10 protein-coding genes are annotated in these 14,136 nt (G+C 54.6%); 8 read left to right on the top strand and 2 right to left on the bottom strand.

Annotation, left to right across the window (positions count from 1 at the left end):
• Positions 1-23 precede the first annotated feature (23 nt).
• The 4 genes from BM123_RS07310 (at position 24) to BM123_RS07295 (ending at position 4,644) form a co-directional block, all read left to right on the top strand.
• Entirely contained in the window at positions 24-1,991 is a 1,968-nt protein-coding gene (locus tag BM123_RS07310; protein ID WP_090166816.1) for a Na+/H+ antiporter NhaC family protein, read from the top strand.
• Between the two features lie 304 nt (positions 1,992-2,295).
• On the top strand, positions 2,296-2,847 hold the full coding sequence (locus BM123_RS07305; RefSeq protein WP_090166814.1) for a hypothetical protein: 552 nt from the start codon (positions 2,296-2,298) through the stop codon (positions 2,845-2,847).
• 217 nt (positions 2,848-3,064) lie between these two features.
• Positions 3,065-4,114, top strand: coding sequence for a hypothetical protein (locus BM123_RS07300; RefSeq protein ID WP_090166812.1), 1,050 nt, complete (start codon positions 3,065-3,067; stop codon positions 4,112-4,114).
• Positions 4,115-4,119: 5 nt separating this feature from the next.
• Positions 4,120-4,644 (top strand): hypothetical protein, encoded by a 525-nt coding sequence (locus BM123_RS07295; protein ID WP_090166810.1) that lies wholly within the window; start codon positions 4,120-4,122, stop codon positions 4,642-4,644.
• 393 nt (positions 4,645-5,037) lie between these two features.
• On the opposite strand, the gene BM123_RS07290 is transcribed toward BM123_RS07295, so the two are convergent.
• Both BM123_RS07290 and BM123_RS07285 read right to left on the bottom strand, forming a co-directional pair.
• Positions 5,038-6,030 (bottom strand): M23 family metallopeptidase, encoded by a 993-nt coding sequence (locus BM123_RS07290; RefSeq protein ID WP_090166808.1) that lies wholly within the window; start codon positions 6,028-6,030, stop codon positions 5,038-5,040.
• 317 nt (positions 6,031-6,347) lie between these two features.
• Positions 6,348-7,358: a PorP/SprF family type IX secretion system membrane protein gene (locus BM123_RS07285; protein WP_090166807.1), complete on the bottom strand. Its 1,011-nt coding sequence runs from the start codon at positions 7,356-7,358 to the stop codon at positions 6,348-6,350.
• 256 nt (positions 7,359-7,614) lie between these two features.
• Between BM123_RS07285 and porU the strand changes: the two genes are divergently transcribed.
• From porU to BM123_RS07265, 4 genes are all read left to right on the top strand, one after another.
• The gene (gene porU / locus BM123_RS07280) at positions 7,615-11,499 is read left to right on the top strand and encodes a type IX secretion system sortase PorU (RefSeq protein WP_175489276.1); all 3,885 of its coding nucleotides are present in this window, start codon (positions 7,615-7,617) and stop codon (positions 11,497-11,499) included.
• Positions 11,500-11,649: 150 nt separating this feature from the next.
• Positions 11,650-12,213, top strand: coding sequence for a hypothetical protein (locus BM123_RS07275; protein WP_090166803.1), 564 nt, complete (start codon positions 11,650-11,652; stop codon positions 12,211-12,213).
• A gap of 124 nt (positions 12,214-12,337) precedes the next feature.
• On the top strand, positions 12,338-13,357 hold the full coding sequence (locus BM123_RS07270; protein WP_090166801.1) for a nucleoid-associated protein: 1,020 nt from the start codon (positions 12,338-12,340) through the stop codon (positions 13,355-13,357).
• 174 nt (positions 13,358-13,531) lie between these two features.
• Positions 13,532-14,107, top strand: a complete 576-nt coding sequence (locus BM123_RS07265; protein ID WP_090166799.1) for a DUF697 domain-containing protein — start codon at positions 13,532-13,534, stop codon at positions 14,105-14,107.
• Positions 14,108-14,136: the final 29 nt, after the last annotated feature.

Below are 14,136 nucleotides of genomic sequence, written 5' to 3'. Positions count from 1 at the left end.
TTGTCCCGACCCAACCACCCACTATGCCTTCCCATAAGCTTATAATCGTAGCGCTGATCTTTGGTTTTTTCTTTGCTTTCTCCCCGCTTGCGGCCCAGGCCGACAACGGAGATTGGCTCTACGAACTGGAATATACTGCTGATGGTCTCACCTTCCCCGCCGCCGCCGAGGGCGTCGAGATCAACGGAGAAACCATTGAGTTAACCGTTACCGGCGGAAAGAAAGTCGTCGTCATTGAGCCCGGCCTCAAGCTGATCAAAGCCAACGGACGCACGGCATTGTATCACATTAAAGATGCTGCGGGCGCCACGCCCAATCATTTGCGGCGCATTCCGCTCTGGCTGTCCATCCTGCCTCCATTAATTGCCATTGGGCTGGCACTGATCTTTAAGGAAGTGCTCATTTCCCTCTTCGCCGGTGTCTGGGTGGGGGCCTTTTTAGCGGGTGGCTTACGCTTCGAGGGCTTTTTGGGCATCATCAAATCTTTGCTGGCAACGGCGGACCATTACATCCTGGATGCGCTGAACGACGGAGGGCACCTCTCCGTCATCCTGTTCAGTCTCCTGATCGGAGGCATGGTCGCCATCATCAGCCGTAATGGCGGTATGGCCGGGGTGGTACAGCGGATGACGAAATACGCCACCACTCCCAAGAGCGCTCAGGTCATCACCTGGGTTCTCGGGGTAGCGATTTTCTTTGACGACTACGCCAACACCCTCATCGTGGGTAACACCATGCGATCAGTAACCGACCGCTTCAAGATCAGCCGCGAGAAGCTGGCTTACATCGTTGACTCCACCGCAGCGCCGGTAGCCAGTATTGCTTTCATTACCACCTGGATTGGCGCAGAGCTGGGTTACATCGGCGACGCCTCCGAAGGCACCGCCGCCCTGGCCGACCTGACGCCCTACGCTATCTTTCTGGAAAGCCTGAAATACAGCTTCTACCCCATCCTCACCCTGGCCTTCATCCTGATGCTGGTGTTGATGCAGCGCGACTATGGCCCCATGCTCAAAGCCGAAAAACGAGCGCGGGAGACCGGGCTCGTCAAGGCCGCTGACGAAGGCGCTGACGAAGTCGGCGAAACCGAAGATCTCACGCCCGTCAAAGGCGCGCCACTGCGCGCCCGCAACGCCGTCATTCCGGTGGTCACCGTTATCATCATGACGATCGTCGGGCTGCTAGACACGGGTCTGGCCTCCGTTTACGACGGGCTGGCCAACCCTCCCGGCAGCGACGGCTGGGGCGCTACCTGGGCAGCCATGGACGGTGGCTTCTTCACCAAGCTCGGCGAGGTGATCGGTTCGGCGGACAGCTACGTGGCCCTGCTTTGGGCCAGCATCAGCGGCGTAGTGATGGCCGTCATCCTGAGCGTCAGTCAAGGCATCATGAATATGGAGCAAACGATGGGCAGCCTCACCTCTGGCTTCAAGGCCATGTTCTCGGCCATTATGATTCTCACCCTGGCCTGGGCGCTGGCCATTACGACGGAAGAGCTGCACACGGCAACCTTCCTGGTCGACCTGTTGGGCGACAGCCTCAACCCCTACTTCCTGCCACCGATCATCTTTATACTCTCCGCATTGATCAGTTTCAGCACGGGTTCAAGCTGGAGCACGATGGCCATTCTCTATCCCATCGCTATTCCTCTGACGGCGGCGGTAGCCGCCGGTGCGGGGTGGGATCTGGACGCAACCCAGGGCCTGCTCTACAACGTAATCTCGATCGTGCTGGCGGCCTCTGTGCTCGGCGACCACTGTTCGCCGATCTCAGACACAACGATTCTCTCGAGCCTGGCTTCCGACTGTAACCACATCGATCACGTGAGTACGCAGCTGCCCTACGCGCTGACCGTTGGGGTGGTAGCCTTGGTCCTTGGTTTTCTGGCCTCCGTACTGGGCGGTGGCTGGGTGCTCTGTATGCTGCTGATGCTGGTGGGGATGGCCGTGCTCTATGGGGTGGTTCGCTGGCGCGGACAGGTGGTGTTGTAGACGGTAGACGGTAGAATCTACCAACTAACGTTTACAACACTACGGACTAAAAGAATCAGGCGCGGGGCCGCAGGTGCAGGCAAGGGTTTTTAAAAGCGAGGGAGACGTAGAGCGTGAACACTGCGCTTAGTTGTTTCATTGCACCTGCGGTAGCGCCCAGATACCAGTTATTCCCCTCCGCGATTCTCTGCAAACAGCCTTTCAGATCGATCGACCTGTCGACAAAACGCCTTCATCCGTCCAAAGGCAAACCAGATGCGCAACGCATTCGTTACTTTAGCGTTTTCTACGAACAGAAACTACTATGTCTAAACTCGCTAAAGCCTTTGATACTATGTCTCAAGATGATGATCGCTTTGCTAATGTATTGATGAAAGCCCTGGAAGATAAAAATCTGGAGGGCTTTGACTATCTGGAATTCAAGCAGTCGGTAGCCAAGCTGATGGAAATCGGCATGGATCATGACACTGCGCTAAAAGCTGCCTTCGCGACCGGTTCCACCGCCGGGCTTACGCTCGAAAAGCTGGTAAAGACCGCGAGGTACTATACGGAAGTCTTGCAGGACGAGAAGTCTAAGTTCATGAACTCCATGGAGAAGCACCTGATGAGCAACGTCGAGGGCAAAGCCAAGGAAACCGGCGAGTTGAAGAAAAAAATTGCCAACTGGGAAGCTAAGATTGAACAGCTCAAAGCCGAAGTGGAAAAAGCAAAAGCCCGCATTGAATCTGCCGACGAACTCATCAATACTGCCAAAAATAAAGCCAGCCAGAATCAAAAAGGGTTTGATGACGCGCTGGAAGTAATTACCTCCGCTATCCGGCAGGATGTGACGGATATTACGCGGGTGTTGGGATAGGGGGCAGGTTCAAGTTGCAGGTTGCAGGTTGCAGGTTGCAGGTTCAAGTTGCAGGTTGCAGGTTGCAGGGTTCAAGTTGCAGGGTTTAGGTTCGATTCCAGGGGAATGAGGGGTCGGGCCGCCGGCTTTCTTGCCCGATAACCATGGTTTTCAGCAGCTACTAAAACCTCTCCCCTTTCTAACCGTTATCTTATTCCCTTCTGCTAAAACGAAACTGATGGCCGAATTCCCCTCCGACGGAGCAAGTACAAAATCTTTCTGGAAACGCCCTGAGGGCGTTACCGGTCTCCTTTTTCTGGTAGCCTTACTGGCGGGCGGAGCTTTTTTGGTCTCTTCTTTATGGGGCGTAATTCTGCCCTTTATCACTACCACCATTGGCATAGTGGTTTCCCTGGCGGTGCTGGGGATGATTCTTTTTGCCGTTCTTGACCCACGTACCCGCGCCCTGTTCGGTTATATGTACAAGAGTGCGATGCGCAGCATTACCGGCCTCTTTGTCAACATTGACCCCATCGGGATTCTGAAAAGCTACATCGAGGAACTGGAAGGCAACCTCACCGAGATGCGCAAGCAGATCGGCAAGCTCCGCGGGCAGGTCCGCCACCTGAAAACTCTGGTAGAAACCAATGAGTCTGAGATCGGCAAGCAACTGAAACTGGCCAAACTGGCCAAAGAGCGCGGCAAGAAGCAACAGATGATCCTGAGCAGCCGTCGGGCTGCACGCCTGAAGGAAAGCAACGAGAAGTACAATGTGTTGCTGGCTAAGATGGATGTGCTCTACCGCGTTCTGAACCGGATGCACCAGAACTCCGAAGTGTTGCTCGAAGACACCCGGGACCAGGTGGAACTAAAGATTATGGAACGCAAGACCATTCGTGCCAGCCATGGTGCGATGTCTTCGGCCATGTCCGTCATCAACGGAAACCCTGACCAACGAGCCATGTTTGACGCTGCGATGGAAAACATCGCCGAGGATGTCGCCAACAAAGTCGGCGAAATGGAACGAATGATGGAACTCTCCAACGACTTCATGTCTTCCGTCGACCTGCAAAACGGCGTTTTTGCCGATGAGGGCCTGCGTATGCTCGAAGAGTGGGAACGCAAAAGCGAACTGATGCTCGCCGGCGGCCACATCGAAGCCGAGGGCATCTCCGGCAAATCTTCCACCGCCAGCGAAAGCCTCGATCTGGACTCCATCCCCCAACGGGAAAAGGACATCCAGACCAGGAGCAAAGGCGGCACGGGTTACGATAGCTTCTTTGAATAGAAGCGATGGACATCCGCGAACAGATTCTGGCCGAACACTCCCGCGCAAACGCTGACCGGGTTCTTCACTACGTACTGAAAGATAAACGACGCTTAATGTCGTTGATGGAGCTTTTTCTGGGGCAGGAATACCGCGTTGTGCAGCGCCTGGCCATGGTGGTTGGTGATGTAGGCCGCCTTCACCCCACATGGCTCTCCCCCTGGCATAAAGAAATGATCGCTTCGGCTAACGCTCCCCTCCATGATGCCGTTAAGCGCAACGTGCTGCGGTATTTCTCCGAACTCCCTCTTTCCTTCATTGAGGAAAAGGACCAGGGAGAAATTCTGGATCTCGCCTTTCGACTCTTCGAAAGCCCGACGGAAGCCGTCGCCATCCGGGTCTACGGTATGCAGATCGTCGCCAATTTCTCGGAGGTTTTTCCGGAACTGAAAGACGAACTCCGGGGCCTGATCGAAATCACGATCGCGGAAGGGACGACGCCGGGGTTCCGAAGCCGGGGGACTAAGATTCTGCGACAGCTTAATCGCTAAATTTCGGGAAGGGTGCCACTCGTCGCGGACAGGGTGGTTAAGAAGATACCACCGGGACGCTTACATATCCCGGTGAGGTGTATGCCCTGATCTTTTAATCGTCCCGGAGCCTCTTCAAACAGTCGCGGATTACACGGCTGAACGTTGAGTTCTGGTCACTACACGACAGCCATTTTCCGGAGGAGTGGGAGGAGAACAGGAGTTGGAGGAGAGACTCTCGGAGGAATCATACGGGCTGGCATCAGCCCCGAGATCCTAAAACTTCAATTCTCCAGGCCCCATTCTCTGATTCTTTCATTCTTCCATTCCCTCACTAAAAAAAGAACAGCCCCGCCGAAGCGAAGCTGTTCCTGAATGTTTTGAGTGTGATTTTATCGTAGTCTGAAATGCTTCTTAGTGAGAGTCGAAACTCATGTTAGACTGCTGAGAAGCCTGCACCAGGGCAGCGTACTCTTCTGTGCTCAGTCCGTCGTAACAATACTGGATAGGATCGATGCGTACACCATCCTTATGGATTTCATAGTGGAGGTGATCGCCCGTACTCAATCCGGTGCTACCTACCTTACCGATGGTAACGCCACGCTTGATTTCTTTTCCACGTTTTACGGCGGGATCAATTTCACTCATGTGCCCGTAGAGGCTCTCGTAGCCGTAACCATGATCAATGATGACACAGTTTCCGTAGTGCCCCCGTTTGCCGGCCCACTTGACCGTTCCGTTACCGGAAGCCTGGATGGGGGTACCCGCAGCACAGTTGAAGTCAATGCCGTAGTGCATCTTTTCTACCTTCAGAATGGGGTGGATCCGGTAACCGAAACCCGACAGGTTTTCAATTTTCCGGCTGTAACGATCACTACGGATCGGTTTGATGCTGGGGATAGAGGCCAGCATCTTCTCTTTGTCTTTAGCCATGTTCGTGATCTCGTCGAGCGAGCGGCTCTGAAGATCGAGCTGATGACGGAAGCGGTCAACCTTTTCGCGCAGAGAAGCCATGTGTTCTCCGCTGTTAGGCAGTGCTCTCAGGTTTTCGTAAGCATCATGACCACCACGGCCACCTTGCCAAACGTCTTCATCGATGGGTTCCATACCGAACATAATGCGGTAGGCTCCGGCGTCCCGGTCTTGAATGTTTTCCAACACTGAAGCCAGGTTCTCCAACTCATCATTTGTGCTGGATATTTGACTACGGAGAATGTCATTCTCCTGCATCAGCAGCTGCTCACTCGGGCTGGGGAAGTAGCGGTGAACAACCAACAACATCAATACGGCAGAAACCATGGCAGCACAACAAAAACCAAAAATTCGGAGAATGGTGTACCGCAGCGGTTCGACTACGCGGTCGTATTGCAGCGTTTGCTGATTAAAGACGAATTTTTCGCGTCTCATAAAGTATTTCTTAGTCCTAAAATCACAACGGCAAAAAACTTCATAGCTAAATAATAATCTGTTGGTATTTCTCTCAAGGCTAGCCGTTGTCTTATTCCCATGAACCTCAGGGGCTTAATCCATTGCGTTCAGTAACGCGAATGTATAATATTGCCCCTCCGTAAGGAAAGAATGCATGAAAAAAGTTATCAACAGTATCCTTTATTTGATTATTTTAATGTGGAAAACGAAGCAAAAAGACATTGTTTAACCAAAAAAATGATTGATAAAAACGTGTTTTTATTTGTTATTTACGCGTTTAAATTTAAACATTTGTTTTACCTGAACATGCCAAAGCAATCATTATAACGATCCGCTTTGCGCCGTCTCTGCAGCTCCTTGCTGGCCGCAAAATCAATGGTTACACTCACTTCAAAGGTCGAGCCCAGCCCGCCGGGGACGTTACGCAGATCAGAAACAACGGCATCGTAGCTGAAGCCTACTTTCAACACATCTTGTCGGAAGCTTACGGCAGCGATAAACCCATCTGCGTTTTCAAAAGCATGCCGGTACCAGGCTCCCAGGGCAACTGGTCCGTAGCCGAAGTAAGCCCCCAGGTTGAGCTGGCGCAATTTTGCCTGGGAGGCGTACAGAAAATTAGGTGTGATGTAGCTTGGCCGGCGGCGGTTACTGTAGCGCCGCACATTTAACTGAGCACCACCCGTCACTTTTATCAGCTGCGGCCTGCCTGCATAAAGGTTATCATTGAGTTCGATCAAACTTTCGTCCGGCCGGTTCATATGCTCGAAGCTAATGCCTCCATAGTAGTTCTTACCGTAGAGCACGATACCCGCGCCAAAGTCAGCGGAGGTTTTAGAAGCCCCCACCAGTGTTTCCATCGTTACCCCATCCGCTCCGATCAGCGGGTCCAGCACATCTCCGAAAGTCAGGCTGTTAAAATCAATCGCTGTGCTCAGAATACCTGCTGCCAGGCCCAGGCGGGCTCCCAGGTGTTCATTTACCCGCACGTCATAACTGTACACCAGTGCTACTTCCGTATTCTTGTAGGCTCCTTCCAGCTGCTTATCCGTCATCATCCGAATCCCAAAACTCGAAGGCGTTCCTTCGATGGGCTGCTCGTAACTTGCCGCCATGGTCGTAAAAGCACTTGGGTAGCTGGTATGCTGGGCCCGGTAGTTGGCCGTAATCCTGGGGGCCGTACCAATGCCGGCCAGCGCCGGGTTCAATCGCAGCGGGGCTGCGTAAAACTGGGAAAAAACAGCATCCTGTGCCCCCAATGGAAGTAGCAAGGCTAACAGTAGAAGCGCTAAAGGGTAACGGTAATTCATCGGCTCGTTTCTGGGAAAGACAGGTCTTTTCAACGAAAAACCTGATCCAAAGGATATACTCTTCAGGCAGGTTTATGACCTGCCCCGGATGCCTAAAGCTAATTCTATAGTCCGCCTTCCCCAAATTTGGGATGTTAAATTGCGGGGTGCTCGTCGTCAAACCGACAGCCAGAGTGCTTCGATCAATAATTAACGTCGGTGAAACAACGTTTTGTCCTACCCTATGTATCTTACGAGTACCCCTGATTACATATCTATGCGCCAGTTTGCCCTTCTGCTGTTCTTCTGCTGTCTTTCCCAAATGCTTTCTGCTCAGCAGCAGTGGAAGGACCAGCTCGTCTGGGAAGAGCCCCTTGCCGTGGAAACGGAAGGTATTCGACTGGTGGAATTTGCCTTTCAACGGATAGGAGAAGAGGGCGCCAACGCAGGTGCAATGGAAGTATCTCCTCTGCCAACCTACCTGCGGACCTTTGCGGCGGAGCCCGGGCGGGACTACACCGTCGAGGTCATCAGCAGTGTTTTTGAGCCCGTCAGGCTGCCGCGTGGTGCGGCGGAGTTACCAACGGATTTCCGCTTCGCCGTCAGTGTCAGCCGCCAGCCGGAAGGCTGGCTGGGCAAGGTTACCGCTCCCGCCATCATTCAAACCCCCACCGGGGCGGAACGGCTGACGGAACTGGAGATTCGACTCGTCCCCAAAGGCGCAGCGGCCCGGCCACGGATGACCTTCGCCACCAACTCCGTTCTCCGCGAAGGAAACTGGTTCCGCATTACAGTTGATCAAGCCGGTATGCATAAAATCAGCCGGGACTTTCTGACCGATAAGCTGGGGGTTAACCTCGAGGGCGTCGACCCGCGCAACATCGCTCTCTACGGCCAGCCCTTCGCCGGAAAACTACCCGAAACCGTTAATGAAACACCACCGGACGATCTCACCGAAATGGCCATCACCATCGATGGGGAAAATGACGGCAGCTTTGATGGTGGAGACTTTATTCTTTTCTACGCCAACGGGCCGGACAACCTCCGCTATGACGAGGAGCAGGATCGTTTCTTCTACGAGAAAAATATCTACGCTACCAGCAACACCTACTTTCTCCGCATAGGCGGGGCCGCCGGCCGGCGGGTAACGGAGCTCCCCTCAGCGGGCGGTGGCCAGGCCACCGATAGCTATGATGCTTTCTACCACTTTGAAGAAGACCAATTCAATATTCTGCACGAGTTGGGTGGTAATTCACACGGATCAGGCCAGAGCTGGTGGGGAGAATTTTTCAAAATCTCGCGGGAGAAAAACTATCCTGCCCTATTCCGGGTTCCGGACCTGGTAGCCGGAGAGACGGCCACCGTACGCGCCCGCATGGCTCTACGCACCGACGCCAGCAGCCGGTTTTTCCTGGAAGTTAACGGTGAACGATTACAGAGCAGCATCGCCAGCAGCACCAGTATCGGTCAGCAGGAACAACGCAATGCAGCTTCTCCCGCAACGGTGAGTAACAATATCATTCTGAACGACCCCGTCGTTAACGTTCTGGTTGACTATCCGATCCCTGCCAACTCCGGCACCTCTGAGGCCTGGCTCGACTGGATTCAGCTACGCGCACGCCGACTGCTGTCTTTTTCCGGGCTGGAACAGTTCAATTTCCGGGATACCCGCAGTCGGGATCAGGGCACCGTCTCCTTCCGCATGAGTGAGTTCCCCGCTGATGGCCGGGTATGGCGTATCGACGGAGCAGACGTCCGTCAGACCGCCGTTAACGGAGGCAGCTTTTCCGCAGCGGCCGCAGGCCGGGCCTTCGAGTACGTTGCTTTCCGTAGCGGAGCATCACTGCTGGAACCCCTTAGTGGCAAACGAGTAGAAACACAGAACCTGCACGCCATCAATAGTGCGGAGATGATCATCATCACCCATCCTGAGTTTCTCACCCAGGCAGAAACCCTGGCGGAACACCGGAGAACACACAACGGGCTGACGGTGGAGTTGGTCACCACCGAGCAGATCTACAACGAATTCAGCAGCGGGCGGGAAGACGCTGCGGCCATCCGCAATTTCGCCCGGATGGTTTACGAGCGAGACGCAGGCCTTCGCTTTTTGCTATTGTTCGGAGATGGAAGTTTTGATCACCGCAACATCCTGGAATTAGGCACTACCTTCATCCCCGTCTATGAACACGATGGAGAGTTGACCGAAGTTGGCAGCTTCCCCGCGGATGACTTCTTCGGCATCTTCGGCGAAGCCAGCAACAATCAACCCCTGGAGCCAGACCTGAACGTAGCCGTTGGCCGTTTGCCGGTCAAAACCGCCGATGAAGCCACCCAGGTAGTTGCTAAGCTCGTGCGCTACGACACCGACCCCAGCACGCTGGGAGACTGGCGTACCCGTATGACCTTCGTAGGTGACGACGAAGACGGCGGCCGCCATACCATTGATGTTAACCGGGTAGCTAACGCCGTGGAAGCCCGCAAACCCGACTTGAACTTCGACAAGCTCTACTTTGACCTTTTCCCCCAACAGAGTCTCTCCGCCGGAGACCGCTTCCCGGACATTACCGAAGGCCTTGACCGGGCCATTTTCCGTGGTGCACTGGCCGTCACCTACCTCGGTCATGGCGGCCCACGTGGCTGGGCCCAGGAGCGGGTGCTGGATATTCCTCAAATCAGAAACTGGACGAAGCCGGCCAATGACATCGACCCCATTCAGCCACCGGTATTCATCACGGCCACCTGTACGTTTTCCAACTATGATGATGCAGCATTCGTCTCCGCAGGAGAAGAAGCGCTGTTGACGCCCAATGGCGGAGCTGCAGCGCTGCTCACTACTACCCGGCCAGTGTTTGCCACCCGCAACTTCACCCTGACGAACAACACCGTTCAGGCGATGCTGGACCGCCCCGACGGAGAATGGCGAACCCTCGGAGATATCATCCGGATTGCTAAAAACGACATCTCCCGTCCCAGTACGGCCACTACGCTAAACGACCAGACGGAGAACGCCCGCAAATTCACCCTGCTGGGTGACCCGGCAATGACCATCGCTCTGCCCCGTCACTCGGTGCGCACCACCATGATCGATGACCTGCCCGTTAGTGAAGAACGGCAGGATACCGTTCGTGCCCTGCAGAAAATGAAAATCAGCGGAGAAGTGACGGATCTGGACGGCAACCTGCTGGAAAACTTCAACGGGCAGATCTTCCCGACGATCTACGACAAGCCGCAGGAAAAAACCACCCTGGCGCAAGACCCCGGCAGCCCGGAGTTGTCCGTCTCCGTACAGCGCAACATCATCTTCCGTGGCCGCGCCACGGTGACGGCGGGCAAGTTCACCTTTGAGTTTGTGGTGCCCCGAGATATAAACTATGCCTTCGGTGCGGGTAAAATCAGCTACTACGCCGAGGACCCAAGCCAGTTTACCGATGCGGCGGGCTTCTACAACCAGCTCATCATCGGTGGCACCAGCGATGAGATCATCAGCGATGATGAAGGTCCGCTGGTGGAAGTGTTCATGGACAATGAAGACTTCATCTCCGGTGGAGAGACCTCTGAAGATCCCATCCTGCTCGTCAATCTGACCGATGACCTAGGCATCAACGTTACGGGCAACAGCATCGGGCATGATCTGGAAGCGGTACTGGACGAAGACACCCGCAACACCATCGTGCTTAACGATTATTACGAAGCCAACGCGGATGATTTCCGCAGCGGAAAAGTTCGGTTTCCGCTCTTCGATCTGGAGCCGGGCCTGCACACGGTTAGTGTGCGCGCCTGGGACGTGGCGAACAACTCCGCGCAGGGTAAAACGGAATTCGTCGTCGCAGCCGACGGAGCGGATGCGATCCGTCGCATCCTCAACTATCCCAACCCCTTTACGGACCGGACCTGCTTCCAGTTTGACCATACGCTGGTCGGTCAGGAAGTCGAAGCCATTGTGCAGATTTATACCGTTACCGGAAGGCTGGTCAAAACCCTGACGCGGCCTTACGCCTTCAGCGACGGCACCGTCCGCCGTGACGACTGCATCGAATGGGATGGGCTCGATGACTACGGTGACCAACTCGCCCGCGGGGTATATCTCTATCAGGTTCGCTTGCGGGGAGACGGCACGACCGTGGTGAACAGCGACCTGCAAAAGCTGGTGATTCTGAAATAGGAGGCCTGTACCCCCGGCTTCAGCCGGAGGGTCTGTTTATTCACACCCTCCGGCTGAAGCCAGGGAGCACCCTTCACTGCTCTTTAAAATCACCCCCTCTGCACCTGCGACCGCGCCCAAAACCGTACTTTTGCGCAAAACCTGACACGAATGCAAAAAGTACTCTTCCTCTCACTGCTGGGTCTCTTCCTCTTTGCCTGTGGTGGCGATGCGACGGACAGCAACACGACCATTGAAACCGCCGAAGAAGTAGCCGCCAAATCGGAGGCTGAAAACACGGAACGATTGAGTCAGGTAGCCCCACCGCCACCGGTATGTGTGTACCTGACCGAAGCGGAAGTGCTGTCCTTATTCGACAAGGGCGTACAGATTCCGATGGCGGGCTCCCGTGCACCGGGCAGTTTCCATACCTGTCAGTATAACCTGCAGGCAACGGGATGGACGGCCGCCCTGGTGGTCGACATGCCCGAAGGCACGACCGAAAAACAAAGTATCGTTGATGAAGTGGCCGGTGCCAAAGGCAAGGACGCTTTGATGATCGGCGGGTATAAAGCCCGGATGATGAACGACGGCCGAATCCTCTCCGTTACTGCGGGTAAAGCCTTCCGTGTGAAATTTTCTGCGCTACCCAAAGCGGGATTCGAAGAACCTTTCGACGCAGAAGCCCGCCGCGCCATGCTCATTAAACTTGCCGAAGCCGTACTTTCGGCGTAGTTCCCCGGGCAATCGCCAATTTGGCCCGATACGAACTCGCTGAAACGCGGACGCCCGAAGGTCCTTCGAGGACCGCTTAAGACTCTCAAAAGGACCCTGAAGCGTCCGAGTAACCTCCCTCTTTATGGATAATCTGATCGTACACAACCTCATCGTTCACGAGCTGAAGAAACAGCCCGAGATGGCCGAAGCGGAGCTCATCCTGAGCAAAGAACCGCTGCCGATTACCGAGGACTCCATTGAACTGATTGCCCGGCTCGACCAGATCTTCGAGCGTAAGAACGACCTGCTGCAGGGCTTCCTCTCTGAACCGGACGAGAGTCTCTTCCCCGCCTACTACCAGCAGTGGCTGATGGAGGGCCGCGACCGCAGTCACTTCATCACCTTCAGTAACGACACCATGAAGGTCTTGCGGCAGAGCCTGCAGGGCGTGATTGGTGCCAAGGGCGGTTACCTGCTCTATGCGGACTACACCATGGAGGAACAGCGGATGCTGGGCATTTACCTGATCCGGGAGACGCCGGGGATGCTCTTCGTCAACGACGAAGAATCTGAAGCCCTGAAGCTCACCACCACGCAGTATCTGGACGTAGACCATATGGCCATGGCCGTCCGCCTCCTTTCCGGCAGAGGGCGAACCGTACAGATGATCCGCCACGCCCGGACGCAGAGCAGCATCAGCCAGTACTTCACCGACTGGGTGGGGCTGGACCGGCCGGAAACCAGTGCGGAGCTTACCCACACCTTCCTGGAAATGGTGGAGGAGCTGCCCGTGCCGAAAGACAAGGAAACCGGCTACGCCATGAACGAGGGCGAATTTGAAAAAGCCCTGGTAAAGTATGCCGCCAAACAGCCGCAGCAGACGATCCGCGTTAAGGAATTCGACGAATTCTTCTACGGCAATGAAAAGCCACTACAGGACATGCTGGCCGAAAGCGATGGCTCGCTGGATGAGGGCTTTCGGGTTGACAAACGCAGCCTGCGCAAACAGTTTTACCTCCGCGCCGGATTTGGGGGCCTTTCCATTACCTGTACCAAAGATCACTTCCGTAGCGGACAGATCGAAGTAGACGAGGCTACGGGAAAGATCACCATTATCAGTGATGAACTGGCCAGCCTGCTGCTGGACCAGAAGGGGGAGTAGTTGGTATTTTGGTTCTTTGGTTCTTTGGTATTTTGGTATTTTGGTGCTTTGGGGTTTTAGTATTTTGGGGTTTTAGCGTATCCACTCTCCAGTAATTTTGAAGAGCGTGTGAAAGCGATACGAACCTTACCCCGTACTAGCTGCGTTCTAAAGTAGAACATAAACCCGTTATACATGCCAACTGCAAGAAAAGCCCTTAAGGAAGCCGCCGGTCAGGTCGGAGAAAAAGCAACGGAAGTTGCCAAGCACGTCATGACACCAGAGCTGGAAGCGAAGCGCCAGGAAGCCAACGCTATCATTCGCCGCTATACCCTTTTTGGCACCATTACGAGCTTCATCCCCAATTTTGGACTTGATGTTGTTGCCGCTACTGCAGTGCAGACCAAGATGATCAAAGACATGGCTGATGTTTATGGCTTTGACATTGACGATCAGCTTTTGCGAACGGCGATTACGACGGGGGTAACGGCACTTGGCGGGCGCATTTTGACGGAGATTGCCTCCACAGTAGCGACTTCTTTCAGTCCGCTGAAGGTGTTCTTAGGCAGCGCCACCCAGGCCGCTGTCTCCGGTTTCCTCACTCTTGAAATCGGTAACCTCTACCAGAGCCGAATGGAGCTGGGCGAGAACCCGGCGGACATTGGCATTATGGACATTGTGAATCACATCGTCGCCCAGGTACAGGAAGGGAAGTGGGATCCGTCAAAGCTGAGTCTGGTACAACAAGTGGGCGCATTGTCGGGCAATTAGAAAAGGCGGTGGGATCCAGAGTATAACCG

Origin of the sequence: Neolewinella agarilytica (assembly GCF_900110645.1) — a bacterium.
GTDB classification, from domain to species: domain Bacteria; phylum Bacteroidota; class Bacteroidia; order Chitinophagales; family Saprospiraceae; genus Neolewinella; species Neolewinella agarilytica.
Note: the sequence above shows the minus strand (reverse complement) of the source record. Positions and strands in the feature narration are given on the sequence as shown.